Here is a 17,399-nt window from a genome sequence, read left to right as displayed (position 1 = left end):
TATCGGTTTTCAGCCGGGCTTGTCGTGGTTAGAGTAAAGCCCATCACGAACTCATAACGCCCTGGAGCGACCCATGACCCAGACCAACTTCCGCGCCGGCCCCGATGCCAATGGCCTGTTCGGCTCATTCGGCGGCCGCTACGTGGCAGAAACCCTGATGCCGCTGGTCCTGGACCTTGCCCGCGAATACGAAGCGGCCAAGGAAGATCCAGAGTTCCTCAAGGAATTGGCCTACTTCCAGCGTGACTACATCGGCCGCCCGAACCCGCTGTACTTCGCCGAGCGCCTGACCGAACACTGCGGCGGCGCCAAGATCTTCTTCAAGCGCGAAGAACTCAACCACACCGGCGCCCACAAGGTAAACAACTGCATCGGCCAGGTCCTGCTGGCCAAGCGCATGGGTAAGAAGCGCCTGATCGCCGAGACCGGCGCCGGCATGCACGGCGTGGCCACCGCCACGGTCGCTGCACGCTTCGGCCTGCCCTGCGTGATCTACATGGGTGCCACCGATATCGAGCGCCAGCAAGCCAACGTGTTCCGCATGAAGCTGCTGGGCGCCGAGATCGTCCCTGTGACAGCCGGCACCGGCACCCTCAAGGACGCCATGAACGAGGCCTTGCGCGACTGGGTCACCAATGTCGACGACACCTTCTACCTGATCGGCACCGTGGCCGGCCCGCACCCTTATCCAGCGATGGTCCGCGACTTCCAGTCGATCATCGGCAAGGAAACCCGTGCCCAGTTGCAAGAGAAGGAAGGGCGCCTGCCCGACAGTCTGATCGCTTGCGTCGGTGGCGGCTCCAACGCCATGGGCCTGTTCCACGACTTCCTCGATGACACCAGCGTACAGATCATCGGTGTCGAAGCCGGTGGCCACGGCGTGCACACCGACAAGCACGCGGCCAGCCTCAACGGCGGCGTACCAGGCGTGTTGCACGGCAACCGCACCTACCTGCTGCAGGACGACGATGGCCAGATCACCGACGCCCACTCGATTTCCGCTGGCCTGGACTACCCGGGCATCGGCCCCGAGCACGCCTACCTGCACGAAGTGAAGCGCGTCGAGTACGTCAGCATCACCGACGACGAAGCCCTCGCCGCCTTCCACACCACCTGCCGCCTGGAAGGCATCATCCCGGCCCTGGAGAGCTCCCACGCCCTGGCCGAGGCGATCAAGCGCGCGCCGGGCCTGCCCAAGGATCACCTGATGGTGGTGTGCCTGTCCGGGCGTGGCGACAAAGACATGCAAACCGTGATGAACCACATGACCGCCCAGGAGAAACAGGCATGAGCCGTCTTGAACAACGCTTCGCCGAGCTGAAGGCCGAAGGCCGCTCCGCGCTGGTCACTTTCATCACTGCTGGCGATCCCGGCTACGATGCCTCCCTGGCGATCCTCAAGGGCTTGCCGCAGGCCGGTGCCGATGTGATCGAACTGGGCATGCCCTTCACCGACCCGATGGCCGATGGCGTCGCCATTCAGTTGGCCACCTTGCGTGCGCTCGAAGCCGGGCAGACTCTGGCGAAAACCCTGCAGATGGTCCGCGAGTTCCGGGTCGATAACCAAACCACGCCGATCGTGCTGATGGGCTACTACAACCCGATCCACCGCTTCGGTGTGGAAAACTTTGTGGCCCAAGCCAAGGAAGCGGGTGTCGATGGCCTGATCATCGTCGACCTGCCGCCAGAACACGATGGCGAACTGGCCACTCCAGCACAGGCCGCCGGCATCGACTTCATCCGCCTGACCACCCCGACCACCGACGACGCGCGCCTGCCGCGCGTGCTGGAGCGCAGCTCCGGCTTCGTCTACTACGTCTCGGTGGCGGGCGTGACCGGCGCCGGTTCGGCGACCACCGAACACGTACGTGACGCCATCACGCGCCTGCGCCGCCACACCGACCTGCCGATCAGTGTCGGCTTCGGTATCCGTACTCCTGAGCAAGCAGCGGCCATTGCCAAGCTGGCCGATGGCGTAGTGGTGGGTTCGGCGCTGGTCGACAAGATCGCCCAGGCCAAGGATGCCGACCAGGCCGTCGGCGATGTGCTGGCGCTGTGCTCGGCGCTGGCCGAAGGTGTACGCTCGGCTCGCGGCTGAAGCCCCGGAGCGCGGCACGTGGCCGCGTCTACAGGATTGCCCATGGCTTGAGGCCAGCGGCAAACCTGTAGAAGTGGCCTTGTGCCGCGACAGGCCGCAACACGGCCAGAAGAACCTATCCCTCGAAGACCGACAGATCCAGTGGCCTCACCGCTCCCATCCAGATCGCATGGTCCCGATGGTCGGCCAGCTCATCGCCCGTCAACGGATGCATGAACACCACCAGCCCGCGCCGGTTCAGCGCCAGCCAAGGCAACAGCCCACTCAACACCTCCGGCCCGAAAGCCAGCTGGCAGCTCCAGTCCGGATGCGGCCCGACCGGTTTCTGGTGCAGGCGCCCCATGGTCACGGGAAATAGCCGCGCCGCCTCTTCACATAGCTCCCGAGCCTGTTCCAGGGTGCTGGCGTCATAGTAGACATGGGCGTGATAGCCTTCGATCTTCTGCACGATAACTCCTCAATGGCAAACGAACCCGCGCCTGGCCAGCGGGTCCAATGATCACCCACCCGCCAAGGGAGTGATCAGGTGAAAAATGCCGAAACCCCTGTGTTCAAGCTGGTCCTGTTCGGTGCCCAGAGCAGCTTGGGCAGTGCCCTGATCGTCGAACTGCTATCGCGCCAGCACGAAGTCACTGCGGTGGTCGACGACCTCAATCGCCAGGCGCCACGACCCGGCCTGCATTTCAAGATAGGTGGCCTGAACGACGCCGACCAGGCCGAGCAGAGCGTGGCCGGCGGCTCTGCTGTCATCGCCTTGCTGTCGACCCTCGCACCGGCGGACCTGGACTCGCAACGGCACATGGCCCAGGCCCTGATAGCCGGCCTGGCACGCACGACTATACGCCGCCTGCTGCTGGTGGGCGATTTCGCTGTGCTCGACCAACCCTCGGAGCACAGTGGCCAAACCCACGACTGCATCGACCAGATCGTCGACTTGCTGCAACGCAGTAACTTGCTCTGGACCCTGGTCAACGCGCCTCAGGAAGTTCCCGGCCTGGGCATCGAGCATTTCCGCAGCATGCAGGGCACCCTTGAGCCCGGCCTGGCCGAGCCATTGCGGCACCTGGCGCGAATCGCCGCCGGCATGGCCGACACCCTGGAGCTTAACCTGCACCATGGGGAACACCTGAATTTCACCGACTAGCGCTGCCGCTCTTCGTCCAGCCAGTCGACAAACCGCTGGATCAGCGCGCTACGGCGCTTGCGCGGTGGCAATACCGCGTAATAGCCACGCTCGGAACGCAAGCACCCCTCCATAGGGCGACACAACAACCCCTGATCCACCAAGGCATCGACCAAGTGCTTCCAACCAATGGCCACGCCCTGGCCGGCGATGGCAGCCTGTATCAGCAAGGTGTAGTTGTCGAAACGCAACTGCCCTGGAGCAGGAGGACTGGCCAAGCCCAGCTCGCGGAAGACTCCGGCCCAGTCGAACCAGCGGCTGGCCTGCTCGCCACGCAGATGGAGCAGGGGCAATCTCTGCAAAGCCTCGGGAGACATGGCTTTGCCATGGATCAGGCGAGGGCTGCACACCGGGAACACTTCTTCATCGAACAGCCAGTGGCTCTCGCCCTGATGAAAGCGGCCATCGCCAAACAGCACCGCCACGTCTATGTCCGAACGCAGCATCGCCTGGCTGCGCTCTCCGGTGACCAGGCTGACATCCACCTGTGGATTGGCCTGGTGGAACCGTGGCAAACGTGGCATCAGCCAGAACGCGGCAAAGGCGAAGTCAGTGGCCACCTGCAGCACTTCATGCTGCCCCCGCCCGCTGGCCTGGGCGATGCCCTCATCGAGAGCCAGCAAGCCCTGGTGGGCCTGCTCGAAGAGCAATTGGCCCGCCTCGGTCAGCACGATGCCACGGTAGATGCGATCGAACAGCCGCGTTCCCAACTGCGCTTCCAGGCGTTTGACCTGCTGGCTGATCGCCGGCTGGGTGGTACCCAGTTCCAGCGCCGCCGCAGTGAAACTGCGTAGCCGGGCAGCAGCTTCGAAGACCCGCAGGCTGTCCAACGATACGCTTCCGAGCTGCTCAAACATAAGCTGTACTAATCCCAGTCATTGCCCGCCATGGGCTTTACCCATGTTATCCACAGCCGCATCCTCGTTCGCAAGCAATTCGCATAACCAACAACGATGGAGGCGTACATCCCATGAAGCGCAAGAACATCCTTTTCATCATGGCCGACCAGATGGCCGCTCCCTTGCTGCCGATCTACGCTCCCTCACCCATCAAGATGCCGCACCTGAGCCGCTTGGCCGAACAGGCCGTGGTATTCGACGCCGCCTACTGCAACAGCCCGCTGTGCGCACCTTCACGTTTCACCTTGGTCAGCGGCCAGTTGCCAAGTCGGATCGGCGCCTACGACAACGCCGCCGACTTTCCTGCCGATATCCCGACCTACGCCCACTACCTGCGCCGCCTCGGCTACCGCACGGCGCTGTCCGGAAAGATGCACTTCTGCGGCCCGGACCAGTTGCATGGCTACGAAGAGCGCCTGACCAGCGATATCTATCCCGCCGACTATGGCTGGTCGGTCAACTGGGATGCACCCGATGAACGTCCAAGCTGGTACCACAACATGTCCTCGGTGCTGCAGGCCGGGCCTTGCGTGCGCACCAACCAGCTGGATTTCGACGAGGAGGTGGTGTTCAAGGCCCGCCAGTACCTTTACGACCATGTCCGCGAGGATGATGGCCGGCCATTCTGCCTGACCGTATCCATGACCCACCCTCACGATCCCTACACCATTCCCAAGCCCTACTGGGACCTGTACCAGGATGTTGAGATACCGATGCCGGCCAACCCCCTGGCCCAGGATGAACAGGACCCACATTCCCGACGCCTGCTCAAGGTCTACGACCTATGGGACAAGCCTCTGCCTGTGGACAAGATCCGCGACGCCCGGCGTGCCTATTTCGGGGCCTGCAGCTACATCGACGACAACATCGGCAAGCTCCTGCAGACTCTAGAGGACACCGGCCTGGCCGAGGACACCGTGATCCTGTTCTCCGGTGACCATGGCGACATGCTTGGCGAGCGCGGGCTCTGGTACAAGATGCACTGGTTCGAGATGTCGGCGCGGGTGCCGCTGCTTATCCATGCTCCAGGGCAGTTCAAGGCAGGCCGGGTAAGCGCGGCGGTCTCCACCTGCGACCTGCTGCCGACCTTGGTGGAACTGGCCGGCGGCACCACCGAAGCGGGCCTGGCGCTGGATGGGCGTTCACTGGTCGGTCACCTGCAAGGGCAGGGCGGGCACGACGAGGTGATCGGCGAGTACATGGCCGAGGGTACAGTGGGGCCACTGATGATGATTCGCCGTGGCGCCTACAAGTTCGTGTACAGCGAAGACGACCCTTGTTTACTCTATGACCTGAGCCACGACCCGCACGAGCGGGAGAATCTCGCCAGCAGCCCGGAGCATCAGGCGCTGCTGCAGGCATTTGTCGATGAAGCCCGCCAACGCTGGGATATCCCCAACCTGCGCCAGCAAGTGCTGGCCAGCCAGCGCCGCCGCCGCCTGGTGGCCGAGGCCCTGTCCATCGGCAAGCTGAAAAGCTGGGACCACCAACCCTTGGTGGACGCCAGCCAACAGTACATGCGCAACCACATCGATCTCGACGACCTCGAGCGCAAGGCCCGTTATCCACAGCCCGCCCCCGTAATTGAGTAGAGAGGCCGCCATGAAACGCTTGTCCACAGCCGTGATCGCCCTGGCCCTGAGCCTGGCCAGCATCACGGCCCATGCCGATACCGACGCGCAATGCAGCACTGTGAAGATGGCTGACCCCGGCTGGAGCGACATCGCCTCCACCAACGCCGTGGCACGCCTGCTGTTGGAAAGCCTGGGCTACCAGGTGAAGATCGACAGCCTGGCCGTGCCGATCATCTATGGTGGCCTCAAGGACGGCCGGGTTGATGCCTTCCTGGGCAACTGGATGCCGGCCCAACAAGGTTTCCATGACAAATTCATCGCCACGGGCGATGTGCACCAGCTCAGCCGCAACCTCGAAGGCACCGAGTTCACCCTGGCGGTACCGGACTATGTCTGGGATGCGGGGGTAAGAAACTTCGCGGACCTGCAGCGGTTTGCCGACAAATTCGACAAGAAGATCTACGGGATCGGCTCCGGCGCGCCCGCCAATCTGTCGCTCAAGGAGATCATCGACAAGAATGAATTCGAGCTGGGCAGTTGGAAGCTAGTGGAGTCCAGCGAACAAGCCATGCTCGCGCAAGTAACCCGTGCGACCCAAAAGCAGCAATTCATCGCCTTCCTCGGCTGGACCCCGCACCCAATGAACGTGAAGCTGAAGATGCATTACCTGGGCGGTGGCGAAAAATGGTTTGGCAGCAAGGGCGATGTCTTTACCCTGACCCGCAATAATTACCCACAAGCATGCCCCAATGCCGCGCGCCTGCTGGGCAACCTGAAGTTCACCCTGGACATGGAGAACAGCATCATGGCCGACGTTGTGGATAACAAGGTGAGCTACGATGCGGCGGCCAAGGTCTGGATCAAGGCACATCCCGAGCTGCTGGACAGTTGGCTGGAAGACGTGACCCAGCGTGATGGCGGCAATGCGCTGGAAGCCGTCAAAGCCAAGCTCTGACACAGGCGACAGGGGTGAGCACGGAATTGAACCTCTGTCTCGATTCCTGCACCCTGATCCGCCTCACCCATGAATCGAGGGAGCCCATGGCCCGGCCTGACCGCCACCTGCTACTGCCATTCCTCAGTTGGCTGCCGCGCCAGACCGGCCGGAGCCTACGCCGCGACCTGCTAGTCGGCCTGAGCGGTGCGATCCTGGCGCTGCCGCAATCGATCGCCTATGCCCTGATTGCCGGCCTGCCTGCCGAATATGGCTTGTATGCGGCCATCGTCCCGGTGCTGGTGGCTTGCCTGTGGGGTTCGTCCTGGCACTTGATCTGCGGCCCGACTGCGGCCATCTCCATCGTGCTCTATGCCAGCGTCAGCCCGTTGGCCGTCCGTGGCAGCGCTGACTACGTCACCCTGGTCCTGCTGCTGACCTTCCTGGCCGGGCTCTTCCAGTGGCTGCTGGGGCTGCTGCGCTTCGGTGCCCTGGTCAACTTCGTCTCCCATTCCGTGGTGCTCGGCTTCACTCTCGGCGCAGCGGTGGTCATCGCCCTCGGGCAATTGCCCAACCTGCTCGGTATGGACCTGCCCAGCCAGGCCACGGCCCTGAGGACCTTGCAAGACCTGCTAGGCCATGCCGGCGAGGTGGACCTGCCGTCTTTGCTGCTGGGTGCAGGTACTGTCGTGCTCGGCGTGGCGCTGAAGTTATGGCTCCCACGCTGGCCTGGCCTGTTGATAAGCCTGGTTTGCGCAAGCCTACTGGCTTGGCTGCTGCCCGGATTCTTCGGCCATGTACAACGCGTCCCCGGGTTCATCGGCCAATTGCCACCGCTGAGCCCCTTGCCGCTGCTGGACCTGGAGCTGATCCTGCGCCTGCTGCCCAGCGCCGTGGCCGTGGGTATGCTCGGCTTGGTGACCAGCCTGTCGATTGCCCGCTCGCTGTCGGCGCGTTCCGAGCAACTGATCGACGCCAACCAGGAAGTCCGCGCCCAAGGCCTGTCGAACATGGTCGGGGCGTTTTTTTCCGGCTACCTGTCCTCAGGCTCTTTCACCCGTTCCGGACTTAGTTACGACGCGGGTGCGCAGTCACCGATGGCTGGCGTGTTCTCGGCATTGTGGGTGGCACTGTTCGCCGTCGCCGGGGCAGGGCTGATCGCCCATCTGCCGATCCCGGCCATGGCCGGGAGTATCCTGCTGATCTGCTGGGGACTGGTGGACCACCAGGGCATCCGCGCGCTGTTCCGGGTCAGCCGCTCGGAATTCCTGGTCATGGCCCTGACAGCAGCCGCCACCTTGTTGCTGGAATTGCAGACCGCCATCTACGCCGGGGTCCTGGCCTCACTGTTCTTCTACCTCAAGCGCACCTCGCGACCACGGGTGCAACAGTCACGCGAAGGCGATGCCGATGTGCTGAGGGTCGGTGGCTCGATCTTCTTCGGTGCCAGCCACTACTTGCAGGTGCGCCTGCAGCGCTGCCAAGGTCCGCACGTGGTGATCGACGCCCGCCAGATCAACTTCATCGACTACTCCGGGGTCGACATGCTGCACCGCGAAGCCCGCCGACTGGCGCGCACAGGCGGCAGCCTGACGCTGCATCGCGCCCGGCCCCAGGTGATCGAGGAGTTGCACAAGTTGGAAGGGGCAGCACACTGCCCGATCCGCTTCGAGGATTAGCCGCGCGCCAGTTGCCGACGAAGTTCGGCCAGCACCGGCGCGGTGTCCGGACGCACTCCCCGCCAGATGAAGAAGGCCTCAGCGGCCTGTTCGGCGAGCATGCCGAGGCCGTCGAGGACCTTGGCCGCGCCCAGGTTGCTGGCCCATTGGCAGAAAGGTGTGGGCTCCTTGGCATACATCATGTCGTAGCACACCGTGAGTCCCGGCTGGACCAGACTGTCGGCGATCGGCGGCATTTCGCCGGCCAGGCTTGCCGAAGTCGCATTGATGATCAGGTCCACCGGCTCCTGCAACCAGGCGAAGCCACTGGCGGCCACCGGCCCCAGGTCGGAAAACTCGCGGGCCAGTTGCTCGGCTTTTTCCACCGTGCGGTTGGCGATCGCCAGCGATTGCGGGCGCTGCGCCAGGATCGGCTCCAAGACGCCACGCACCGCGCCACCGGCCCCCAAGATGAGGATGCGCTTGCCCGCTAGCTCAACCCCGGCGTTGACCATCAGGTCGCGCACCAGCCCGGCGCCGTCGGTGTTGTCACCTTGCAGCGTGCCGTCTTCCAGGCGGGTCAGGGTGTTCACGGCGCCAGCACGTTGTGCCCGTGGAGTCAGGCTATCGACCAGACGGAAGGCTTCCTCCTTGAACGGCACGGTGACGTTGGCGCCATGGCCCTGCTTGAAGAAGCCCCGGGCGCAGTCACTGAAGTCGTCCAGGGGCGCCAGCAGGGTGCTGTACTCCAGGTCATGGCCGGTCTGGTCGGCGAACAGGCGGTGAATCAATGGCGACTTGCTGTGGCCGATCGGGTTGCCGAATACAACGTACTGGTCCATGGGTGAAGCTCCTGGGTTATCCACAGCGTGTCAGTTGCCGGCCTGGCCGAGCCAGTCGCGGTCCTGCAGGAAGTACTCGGTCAGGCGCGCTTCTTCAGTGCCGGGCTCGGCCTTCCAATCGTAGCCCCAGCGCACTTGCGGCGGCAGCGACATGAGGATCGACTCGGTGCGCCCACCCGACTGCAGGCCAAACAGGGTTCCACGGTCGTAGACCAGGTTGAACTCGACATAGCGCCCACGCCGGTATTCCTGGAACTCACGCTGCTGCGCAGTGTAGGGCGTGTCCTTGCGGCGCTGGACGATGGGCAGGTAAGCCTCGACATAAGCGTCGCCAATGGCGCGGATAAAGGCGAAGCAGGTGTCGAAATCCCATTCGTTCAGGTCATCGAAGAACAGGCCGCCGATACCACGGGGCTCGCCCCGGTGCTTGAGGTGGAAATAGCGGTCGCACCAGGCCTTGTAGCGCGGATAGACGTCGGCGCCGAAAGGCGCGCAGGCGCGCTCGGCCACCCGGTGCCAGTGGATGCAGTCTTCTTCGTTGCCGTAGTAGGGCGTCAGGTCAAAACCGCCGCCGAACCACCACACGGCCTCTTCGCCTTCCTTCTCGGCAATGAAAAAGCGCACATTGGCGTGGGAGGTCGGTACATGTGGGTTGTGCGGGTGGATCACCAGCGACACACCGAGGGCCTCGAAACCACGCCCGGCCAGCTCTGGCCGGTGGGCGCTGGCCGAAGGCGGCAGGCCGGCGCCGAAGACATGGGAGAAGTTCACGCCGCCCTTCTCGATGACCTTGCCCTCACCGATCACCCGGGTACGCCCACCACCACCGGCTTCACGCACCCAGGCGTCCTCGACGAAGCGGGCCCCGCCATCCTCATTCTCGAGGGCGGTGCAAATGCGGTCTTGCAGGTCGAGCAGGTAGGCTTTCACGGCCTCGGTGCGGTTGGTCATCAGATCACCTGGAGGGGCTGGGCAAATTTCGCCGCGTAGCATACCACTGGCAAACCGGCCCCCGCAGTTGACGGCGATCAAGCAAAGGCGTCCGATAGGCCTTTGCCCCAATGCCGACAACAGGAGAGTGAGATGGCCAAGCGTATCCAGTTCAGCCAGCATGGCGGCCCGGAGGTCCTGCAACTGGTCGATTTCGAACCGGCGGCCCCCGGCCCACAGCAAGTACGCGTACGCAACCAGGCCGTGGGCCTGAACTTCATCGACACCTACTTCCGCAGCGGCCTGTACGCGCCACCGTCATTGCCTTCAGGCCTGGGCACCGAGGGGGCCGGGGTGGTCGAAGCAGTAGGTGAACAGGTCAGTCGGATCAAGGTTGGTGACCGCGTGGCCTATGCCGGCGGGCCCCTGGGCGCCTACAGCGAAGTACACACCTTGCCGGAGGCCAACCTGGTCAAGCTGCCCGAGAGCATCAGCTTCGAGCAAGCCGCCGCGGTGATGCTCAAGGGGCTGACCGTGCAGTACCTGCTCAAGCAAACCTATGCCGTGCAACCGGGCGACACCATTCTGTTCCACGCTGCCGCCGGCGGTGTCGGCTCGTTGGCCTGCCAGTGGGCCACAGCGCTTGGTGCACGGGTGATAGGCACCGTCAGTTCAGCCGAGAAAGCCGAACGGGCCAAGGCCCTCGGCGCCTGGGCGACCATCGACTACAGCCGTGAAGACGTGGTCCAACGCGTGCTGGAGCTGACCGGCGGCAAGAAGTGCCCGGTGGTCTATGACGGCGTCGGTGCCGACACCTGGCTGACCTCGCTGGACTGCCTGCAACCGCGCGGCCTGATGGTCAGCTTTGGCAACGCCTCAGGCGCGGTCAGCGGGGTCAACCTGGGGATCCTGGCCCAGAAGGGCTCACTCTATGTGACCCGACCGACCCTGGCCACCTACGCCAACAATGCCGAAAACACCCAGGCCATGGCCGACGACCTGTTCGCCATGATCGGCAGTGGCAAGCTGACTGTGGATATCCAGCAGCGTTATCCATTGAGCGAGGCGGCCAAGGCGCAGGCTGAGTTGGCTTCGCGGCGGACGGTGGGGTCGACCATTTTGCTGCCTTGAAAGCTGTCTGCACCGGGCCCTGCAGGGCCCGGTGCCCAGGTCGACCTACCCCGGCCGAACGACCTCGCCGGTCGCCAGGTTGCGGATCACACTCGGATGCTTGCGCCCACCGAGGGCACCACCGAGCACCAGGTCCAGCTGCCCACGGAAGTACTGCTCGACCCGCAAGCGGGTCTTCGCCGCTGGCCGCCCCTGGGGGTTGGCCGACGTGGAGATCAGCGGCCCGACCAGCGCACACAGATCACGCACCACAGGATGATCGCTGACCCGCAGCGCCACGGTGTCATGGACGCCGGTCACCCATTCCGGCAGCAGGTTCTGGTGCGGCACCAGCCAAGTGTTGGGCCCTGGCCAGGTACTGGCCATGCGATCGAGCCAATCCTCGGGAAAATCCTCGAAGAGGAAGTCGAACTGGCGGATGTTGTCGGCGACCAGGATTAGCCCCTTGTCCACAGAGCGCGACTTGATCGCCAGCAGGCGGTCCACCGCCTCCTCGTTCCATGGGTCACAGCCAAGGCCCCAGACCGCTTCTGTGGGATAGGCGATGACCGCACCTGCCCGAATCTCACGCGCGGCTTGTTGCACACGCCAACTGCTCACCATTGCTGTTCTCCGCATAAAGGCTGGTGAGCAGTGTACTTAGCCGGGCCGGGCAAACCAACGCCCGGCTTCATTGCTCACCCGCCCCTCGAGCTCCAGTTCGGTGAGGCTGGCCAATACCTGGGCCAGTGGCTGTCCGCTACTGCGAGCCAACCCTTCGCTCGTCTGAGGAGCGGCCACGAGCAGGGCCAGTAAAGGATGGCCCGCCTCGCATGCAGGGGCGGGAGGCAGGTTCTGCCAACCACGCAGGCTTTCTAGGATCTGCCCGGTGTTCTCGACCAACAGCGCACCATCGCGGATCAGTTGGTGGCACCCCTTCGCCCCCGGATGATGGATAGACCCCGGCAAGGCATACACCTCGCGCCCCTGTTCGGCCGCCAGGCGCGCAGTGATCAGCGAGCCGCTTGCCAAGCCTGCTTCGACGACCAGCACTCCCAACGACAAACCGCTGATGATCCGGTTGCGCTGTGGAAAGTTTCCCGGCAAGGGCCCTACATCTAGGGGGAACTCGGAAACCACTGCGCTACCGCCCTCGATCATGGCCCTGGCCAGCGCGCGGTGCCGCTGTGGATAAAGTTTTTCAAGGCCGGTGCCAAGCACGCCTATCGTCCGCCCCCCAGCCTCCAATGCAGCTTGATGGGCGGCACCATCCACCCCCAAGGCCAAGCCACTGGTGATGGCGAATCCGGCCCGTGCCAGGCAGCGAGAAAAGGCGGCAGCGGTGTCCAGCGCGGGAGGCGAAGCCCGCCGGCTGCCGATAATCGCCAATTGCGGTTGCTCCAGGATAGATGGGTTCCCGGCGACGAAGAGCAGGGGCGGCGCATCGTCCACCTCAGCCAGCAAGGCCGGGTAGCCGGGGCTGTCCCACATCAGTAAATGCTGGCCCGGACGCTCTAGCCAGGCCATTGCAGCCGCTACGCCATCACGGACTTCGACGCAGCGGCGGGCGTCGGCGCTGGCCTGCGGCAACCCCAGGGCTCGCCAAGCGCTGGCAGGCGCGCTGAGGGCGGATGAGGCGCTGCCGAACGCCTCGATCAAACAGCGAAAGCGTTGGCCTCCCACCTTGGGCAAACGGTGGAGACGCAAGCGTGCCTCCAGTTCGGCGGGCGAGCAGGTAGGCGAAAAGGTCATCGGCATGCGGGATCATCCTTGATCGGCAAAGGGTCATCCACTCGGCACAACCTGTGGATAACTGTGTTGATAATACTTTGACAACCTGTCCATCAAATCGGCGATAAGGCGTCCATTCACACCCTAGCCGAGCTTTGCCAGGTGCCGAATTCCCCGATTCCCTTTATTATGTGTGTTCAGTTTTCAACCGAACGCACAGTGACTGCCTGACCCTATGGCTATTTTGAACATCCTCGAATTCCCGGACCCGCGCCTTCGCACCATCGCCAAACCGGTGACGGAGGTCGATGACGAGCTGCGCCAGCTGATCGATGACATGTTTGAAACCATGTACGAAGCGCCTGGCATCGGCCTGGCCGCGACCCAGGTCAATGTGCACAAGCGCTTGGTGGTCATGGACCTGAGCGAAGACCGCAGCGAGCCACGGGTCTTCATCAACCCCGAGATCGAAGAACTGACCCACGACATGGGCCAGTATCAGGAAGGCTGCCTGTCGGTCCCTGGCTTCTACGAGAACGTCGACCGTCCGCTGCAAGTCCGGGTCAAAGCCCTGGACCGCGACGGCAAGCCGTACGAGCTGGTCGCCGAAGGCCTGCTCGCCGTGTGCATCCAGCATGAATGCGACCACCTCAACGGCAAGCTGTTCGTCGACTACCTGTCTCAGCTCAAACGCGACCGGATCAAGAAGAAACTGGAAAAGCAGCACCGCCAGCAAGCTTGATCCCCACGACTCCCAAGGCTTGCTCCGGCAAGCCTTTTTCTTTTCAAGCGAGAACTCCATGCGCATTGTCTTCGCAGGCACCCCAGAGTTTGCCGCCGAACATCTCAAAGCCCTGCTCGACAGCCCCTACGAGGTAGTGGCCGTCTACACCCAGCCTGACCGCCCGGCCGGGCGCGGGCAAAAGCTCATGCCCAGCCCGGTCAAGCAACTGGCCGTGGCCCATGAAATTCCGGTGCTGCAACCGCCGACTCTGCGCAATGCCGAGGCCCAGGCCGAACTGGCCGCCTTGCGCCCGGACCTGATGGTGGTGGTCGCCTATGGCCTGATCCTGCCCCAGGCCGTGCTGGACATCCCGCGCCTGGGTTGCATCAATAGCCACGCTTCGCTGCTGCCACGCTGGCGCGGTGCAGCGCCGATCCAACGTGCCGTGGAAGCGGGCGACAGCGACAGCGGCGTCACCGTGATGCGCATGGAAGCCGGCCTGGACACAGGCCCTATGCTGCTCAAGGTCAGCACACCGATCAGCGCCGAAGACACCGGCGGCAGCCTGCACGACCGCCTAGCCGAAATCGGCCCGCCCGCCGTGCTCGAAGCCATCACCGGCTTGGCAGCGGGCACCCTGCAAGGTGAAGTCCAGGATGATGCCCTGGCTACTTATGCCCACAAGCTGAACAAGGATGAAGCCCGCATCGACTGGAGCCGACCTGCCGTCGAGCTGGAGCGCCTGGTCCGTGCCTTCAATCCATGGCCGGTCTGCCACAGCAGCCTGAACGGTGAAAGCGTGAAAGTCCTTGCTGCGAAGTTGTCCACAGGCCAGGGCAAGCCCGGTGAAATCCTCTCTGCCAGCAAGGACGGGTTGCTGGTCGCTTGCGGCGACCAAGCGCTGTGCCTGACCCGCCTGCAACTGCCAGGCGGCAAGGCCCTGAACTTCAGCGACCTGTTCAACAGCCGCCGTGAGAAGTTCGCCAGCGGTATGGTGCTCGGCCAATGAACCCACGCCTGGCCGCCGCCCGCGCCCTTGCCGCCGTGCTCAGCGGCAAGGCCTCGCTGAACAGCTCGCTGCCCGCTCAACTGGACAAGGTCGACGAACGCGACCGAGGCCTGACCCAGGACCTGGCCTTCGGCACTGCCCGCTGGCAACCACGCCTGGCCCTGCTTGCCGAGCAACTGCTGCAGAAGCCCTTCAAGAGTGCCGACAACGATGTGCAGGCCTTGCTCCTGGTCGGCCTGTACCAGTTGTTCTACACGCGCATTCCAGCCCATGCAGCTATTGGCGAGACTGTCGGCTGTGCCGACAAGCTGAAGAAGCCTTGGGCCAAAGGCCTGCTCAATGCCGTGTTGCGCCGCGCGCAACGTGAAGGCCAGGAAGTACTTGACGGCCTGGAGCGCGACCCGGTGGTGCGCACCGCCCACCCTCGCTGGCTACAGAAGTCCCTGAAGGCCTTCTGGCCGGAGCAATGGGAGGCCATCTGCGCTGCCAACAATGCCCACCCGCCCATGATCCTGCGGGTCAACCGTCGTCACCACCGCCGTGACGCCTACCTGGCCCTGCTGGCCGAGGCAGGTATCACTGCCAGCGCCTGCCGCTACAGCCCCGACGGCATCCTCCTGGCCGAGGCTTGTGACGTGCGCAACCTGCCAGGCTTTGCCGAAGGCTGGGTGAGCGTTCAGGACGAAGCCGCGCAACTGGCTGCCGACCTGCTTGAACTGGCGCCCGGCCAGCGCGTGCTCGACGCCTGCTGCGCCCCGGGAGGCAAGACGTGCCACCTGCTCGAAGCCGAAGCCGGACTCGGCGAAGTAGTGGCCATCGACCTGGAAGCCAAGCGCCTGGCGCGGGTCCGGGAAAACCTCGACCGCCTCGGCCTGGATGCCCAACTGATCGCTTGCGACGCTCGCGACACCGGCAGTTGGTGGGACGGCAAGCCGTTCCAGCGCATCCTGCTGGACGCACCCTGTTCGGCCACTGGCGTGATCCGTCGCCATCCGGACATCAAGCTGACCCGTCAGGCCGACGATATCCCGGCCCTGGCCGCGCTGCAGGGCGAGTTGCTCGACGCCCTCTGGCCAACCCTCGAGGTAGGCGGCATGCTGCTCTACGCCACCTGCTCGAGCCTGCCGACGGAAAACACTGAAGTGATCGAAGCCTTCCTCACCCGCACCCCAGGGGCCCGCGAGTTGGACCTGGCCACCGAGGCCGGCCTACGCCAGCCCCACGGCCGCCAGTTGCTGGCTGAAGAGGGCGGCCACGATGGCTTCTACTATGCCAAGCTGATCAAGATCGCCGCCCCGCGCGGATAAAAGGATTAGGAGTAGCGGATGAAGATCATCATCCTCGGTGCAGGGCAGGTTGGCGGTACGCTGGCAGAGCACCTGGCCAGCGAGGCAAACGACATTACCGTGGTCGATACCGACGGCGACCGCTTGCGCGACCTCGGTGACCGACTCGACATCCGCACCGTGCAAGGTCACGGCTCGTATCCCACGGTGCTGCGCCAGGCAGGTGCCGACGACGCCGACATGCTGGTGGCCGTGACCAACAGCGACGAGACCAACATGGTGGCCTGCCAGGTCGCCTACACCCTGTTCCATACGCCGACCAAGATCGCCCGGGTGCGTGAGTCGGCCTACCTGACCCGCGCCGGACTGTTCGACAATGAAGCCATCCCAGTGGATGTGCTGATCAGCCCGGAACAGGTGGTCACCCACTACATCAAGCGCCTGATCGAACATCCCGGCGCCCTGCAAGTGATCGACTTCGCCGATGGCAAGGCGCAGTTGGTGGCGGTCAAAGCCTACTACGGCGGCCCGCTGGTCGGCCAGCAGCTGCGCCAGATCCGCGCCCACATGCCCAATGTCGATACCCGGGTGGCGGCGATCTTCCGCCGCGATAGGCCGATCAAGCCCCAAGGCGATACGGTCATCGAGGCCGACGACGAAGTCTTCTTCATCGCCGCCAAGGCACATATCCGTGCGGTAATGGGGGAATTGCGGCGCATCGACGAAAGCAACAAACGGGTGGTCATCGCCGGTGGCGGGCAGATCGGCGAGCGCCTGGCCGAAGCCATCGAAAGCCGTTACCAGGTCAAGATCATCGAGAAGAGTCCGGCCCGCTGCCGCCACCTTTCCGACAACCTGGAAAGCACCGTAGTCCTGCAGGGCAGCGCCTCGGACAAGGACCTGATGCTCGAAGAGAACATCTCCGAAGCCGACATCTTCCTCGCCCTGACCAACGACGACGAAGCCAACATCATGTCCTCGCTGCTGGCCAAGCGCCTGGGCGCGCGCAAGGTGATGACACTGATCAACAACCCGGCCTATGTCGACCTGGTCCAGGGTGGCGACATCGACATTGCCATCAGCCCGCAGTTGGCGACCATCGGCACACTGCTGGCCCACGTCCGCCGTGGAGATATCGTCAGCGTCCACTCGCTGCGCCGTGGTGCGGCCGAGGCCATCGAGGCGATCGCCCACGGCGACTCGAAGTCGAGCAAGGTCATCGGCAAGGCCATCGAAGATATCGCCCTGCCGCAAGGCACGACCATCGGCGCGATCATCCGCGACGAAGAAGTGCTGATCGCCCATGACGACACGGTGATCGAAGCCGGCGACCACGTGATCCTCTTCGTTGTCGACAAGAAGCATATCCGTGATGTCGAGAAGCTGTTCCACGTGGGCCTGAGCTTCTTCTAGGAGAACCCG

17 protein-coding genes are annotated in these 17,399 nt (G+C 64.0%); 11 read left to right on the top strand and 6 right to left on the bottom strand.

The genetic code is table 11. The features are described 5' to 3' along the window. The first annotated feature begins 73 nt into the window (after positions 1 to 73). Positions 74 to 1,291, top strand: a complete 1,218-nt coding sequence (trpB, locus tag ACYU03_RS00220) for a tryptophan synthase subunit beta (protein ID WP_461887520.1) — start codon at positions 74 to 76, stop codon at positions 1,289 to 1,291. Continuing rightward, complete coding sequence (gene trpA / locus ACYU03_RS00215) at positions 1,288 to 2,097, top strand: tryptophan synthase subunit alpha (RefSeq protein ID WP_461887519.1); 810 nt, start codon at positions 1,288 to 1,290, stop codon at positions 2,095 to 2,097. The genes trpB and trpA overlap by 4 nt, the downstream gene beginning before the upstream one ends. A gap of 115 nt (positions 2,098 to 2,212) precedes the next feature. Here the strand turns inward: trpA and ACYU03_RS00210 are convergent, their stop codons facing one another. Continuing rightward, positions 2,213 to 2,545: a DOPA 4,5-dioxygenase family protein gene (locus tag ACYU03_RS00210; protein ID WP_461887518.1), complete on the bottom strand. Its 333-nt coding sequence runs from the start codon at positions 2,543 to 2,545 to the stop codon at positions 2,213 to 2,215. A gap of 78 nt (positions 2,546 to 2,623) precedes the next feature. Here ACYU03_RS00210 and ACYU03_RS00205 point away from each other — a divergent pair, with 78 nt between their 5' ends. Then, positions 2,624 to 3,241, top strand: coding sequence for an NAD(P)-dependent oxidoreductase (locus ACYU03_RS00205; protein WP_461887517.1), 618 nt, complete (start codon positions 2,624 to 2,626; stop codon positions 3,239 to 3,241). Here the strand turns inward: ACYU03_RS00205 and ACYU03_RS00200 are convergent. Then, on the bottom strand, positions 3,238 to 4,137 hold the full coding sequence (locus ACYU03_RS00200; RefSeq protein ID WP_461887516.1) for a choline sulfate utilization transcriptional regulator: 900 nt from the start codon (positions 4,135 to 4,137) through the stop codon (positions 3,238 to 3,240). The genes ACYU03_RS00205 and ACYU03_RS00200 overlap by 4 nt on opposite strands. A gap of 113 nt (positions 4,138 to 4,250) precedes the next feature. On the opposite strand from ACYU03_RS00200, the gene betC reads away from it, so the two are divergent. The 3 genes from betC to ACYU03_RS00185 all read left to right on the top strand — a co-directional run bounded on the left by betC (position 4,251) and on the right by ACYU03_RS00185 (position 8,366). Continuing rightward, complete coding sequence (gene betC / locus ACYU03_RS00195; protein ID WP_461887515.1) at positions 4,251 to 5,771, top strand: choline-sulfatase; 1,521 nt, start codon at positions 4,251 to 4,253, stop codon at positions 5,769 to 5,771. Positions 5,772 to 5,781: 10 nt separating this feature from the next. Further along, entirely contained in the window at positions 5,782 to 6,708 is a 927-nt protein-coding gene (gene choX / locus ACYU03_RS00190; protein WP_461887514.1) for a choline ABC transporter substrate-binding protein, read from the top strand. 86 nt (positions 6,709 to 6,794) lie between these two features. Further along, positions 6,795 to 8,366: a SulP family inorganic anion transporter gene (locus ACYU03_RS00185; RefSeq protein ID WP_461887513.1), complete on the top strand. Its 1,572-nt coding sequence runs from the start codon at positions 6,795 to 6,797 to the stop codon at positions 8,364 to 8,366. Here ACYU03_RS00185 and aroE read toward each other — a convergent pair. Next, a complete protein-coding gene (gene aroE, locus ACYU03_RS00180) occupies positions 8,363 to 9,187 on the bottom strand; it encodes a shikimate dehydrogenase (RefSeq protein ID WP_461887512.1) in 825 nt (274 codons plus the stop codon). The two genes, ACYU03_RS00185 and aroE, sit on opposite strands and share 4 nt — an antisense overlap. A gap of 30 nt (positions 9,188 to 9,217) precedes the next feature. Then, positions 9,218 to 10,138: an oxygen-dependent coproporphyrinogen oxidase gene (hemF, locus tag ACYU03_RS00175; RefSeq protein WP_461887511.1), complete on the bottom strand. Its 921-nt coding sequence runs from the start codon at positions 10,136 to 10,138 to the stop codon at positions 9,218 to 9,220. Between the two features lie 132 nt (positions 10,139 to 10,270). Between hemF and ACYU03_RS00170 the strand changes: the two genes are divergently transcribed. Next, the gene (locus ACYU03_RS00170; protein ID WP_461887510.1) at positions 10,271 to 11,248 is read left to right on the top strand and encodes an NADPH:quinone reductase; all 978 of its coding nucleotides are present in this window, start codon (positions 10,271 to 10,273) and stop codon (positions 11,246 to 11,248) included. 45 nt (positions 11,249 to 11,293) lie between these two features. Here ACYU03_RS00170 and ACYU03_RS00165 read toward each other — a convergent pair whose 3' ends face one another. Then, positions 11,294 to 11,851 carry an L-threonylcarbamoyladenylate synthase gene (locus ACYU03_RS00165; protein ID WP_461887509.1) on the bottom strand — a complete coding sequence of 186 codons (558 nt, stop codon included), beginning with the start codon at positions 11,849 to 11,851 and terminating at the stop codon, positions 11,294 to 11,296. 36 nt (positions 11,852 to 11,887) lie between these two features. Continuing rightward, positions 11,888 to 12,985 carry a DNA-processing protein DprA gene (dprA, locus tag ACYU03_RS00160; protein WP_461887508.1) on the bottom strand — a complete coding sequence of 366 codons (1,098 nt, stop codon included), beginning with the start codon at positions 12,983 to 12,985 and terminating at the stop codon, positions 11,888 to 11,890. A 208-nt stretch (positions 12,986 to 13,193) separates the two neighbouring features. Here dprA and def point away from each other — a divergent pair, with 208 nt between their 5' ends. From def to trkA, 4 genes are read left to right on the top strand one after another with little or no spacing between them, the layout of a single operon-like run. After that, on the top strand, positions 13,194 to 13,700 hold the full coding sequence (gene def / locus ACYU03_RS00155; protein WP_461887507.1) for a peptide deformylase: 507 nt from the start codon (positions 13,194 to 13,196) through the stop codon (positions 13,698 to 13,700). A 58-nt stretch (positions 13,701 to 13,758) separates the two neighbouring features. Continuing rightward, positions 13,759 to 14,691 (top strand): methionyl-tRNA formyltransferase, encoded by a 933-nt coding sequence (gene fmt / locus ACYU03_RS00150; protein WP_461887506.1) that lies wholly within the window; start codon positions 13,759 to 13,761, stop codon positions 14,689 to 14,691. After that, positions 14,688 to 15,998: a 16S rRNA (cytosine(967)-C(5))-methyltransferase RsmB gene (rsmB, locus tag ACYU03_RS00145; RefSeq protein WP_461887505.1), complete on the top strand. Its 1,311-nt coding sequence runs from the start codon at positions 14,688 to 14,690 to the stop codon at positions 15,996 to 15,998. Before fmt ends, rsmB begins: the two co-directional genes overlap by 4 nt. 18 nt (positions 15,999 to 16,016) lie before the next feature. Then, entirely contained in the window at positions 16,017 to 17,390 is a 1,374-nt protein-coding gene (gene trkA / locus ACYU03_RS00140) for a Trk system potassium transporter TrkA (RefSeq protein ID WP_461887504.1), read from the top strand. Positions 17,391 to 17,399 lie beyond the last annotated feature (9 nt).

The sequence above is a fragment of the Pseudomonas sp. X10 genome (assembly GCF_054889225.1).
The sequence above is the reverse complement of the archived record's forward strand: the minus strand, read 5'-3'. Positions and strand labels throughout refer to the sequence as shown.

Coding starts and splice junctions, on each gene's coding strand:
- trpA (WP_461887519.1), top strand. CDS start 1,288: ATGAGCCGTCTTGAACAACGCTTCGCCGAGCTGAAGGCCGAAGGCCGC.
- aroE (WP_461887512.1), bottom strand. CDS start 9,187: ATGGACCAGTACGTTGTATTCGGCAACCCGATCGGCCACAGCAAGTCG.
- fmt (WP_461887506.1), top strand. CDS start 13,759: ATGCGCATTGTCTTCGCAGGCACCCCAGAGTTTGCCGCCGAACATCTC.
- rsmB (WP_461887505.1), top strand. CDS start 14,688: ATGAACCCACGCCTGGCCGCCGCCCGCGCCCTTGCCGCCGTGCTCAGC.
- hemF (WP_461887511.1), bottom strand. CDS start 10,138: ATGACCAACCGCACCGAGGCCGTGAAAGCCTACCTGCTCGACCTGCAA.
- ACYU03_RS00185 (WP_461887513.1), top strand. CDS start 6,795: ATGGCCCGGCCTGACCGCCACCTGCTACTGCCATTCCTCAGTTGGCTG.
- ACYU03_RS00165 (WP_461887509.1), bottom strand. CDS start 11,851: ATGGTGAGCAGTTGGCGTGTGCAACAAGCCGCGCGTGAGATTCGGGCA.
- dprA (WP_461887508.1), bottom strand. CDS start 12,985: ATGCCGATGACCTTTTCGCCTACCTGCTCGCCCGCCGAACTGGAGGCA.
- trkA (WP_461887504.1), top strand. CDS start 16,017: ATGAAGATCATCATCCTCGGTGCAGGGCAGGTTGGCGGTACGCTGGCA.
- trpB (WP_461887520.1), top strand. CDS start 74: ATGACCCAGACCAACTTCCGCGCCGGCCCCGATGCCAATGGCCTGTTC.
- ACYU03_RS00200 (WP_461887516.1), bottom strand. CDS start 4,137: ATGTTTGAGCAGCTCGGAAGCGTATCGTTGGACAGCCTGCGGGTCTTC.
- betC (WP_461887515.1), top strand. CDS start 4,251: ATGAAGCGCAAGAACATCCTTTTCATCATGGCCGACCAGATGGCCGCT.
- def (WP_461887507.1), top strand. CDS start 13,194: ATGGCTATTTTGAACATCCTCGAATTCCCGGACCCGCGCCTTCGCACC.
- choX (WP_461887514.1), top strand. CDS start 5,782: ATGAAACGCTTGTCCACAGCCGTGATCGCCCTGGCCCTGAGCCTGGCC.
- ACYU03_RS00170 (WP_461887510.1), top strand. CDS start 10,271: ATGGCCAAGCGTATCCAGTTCAGCCAGCATGGCGGCCCGGAGGTCCTG.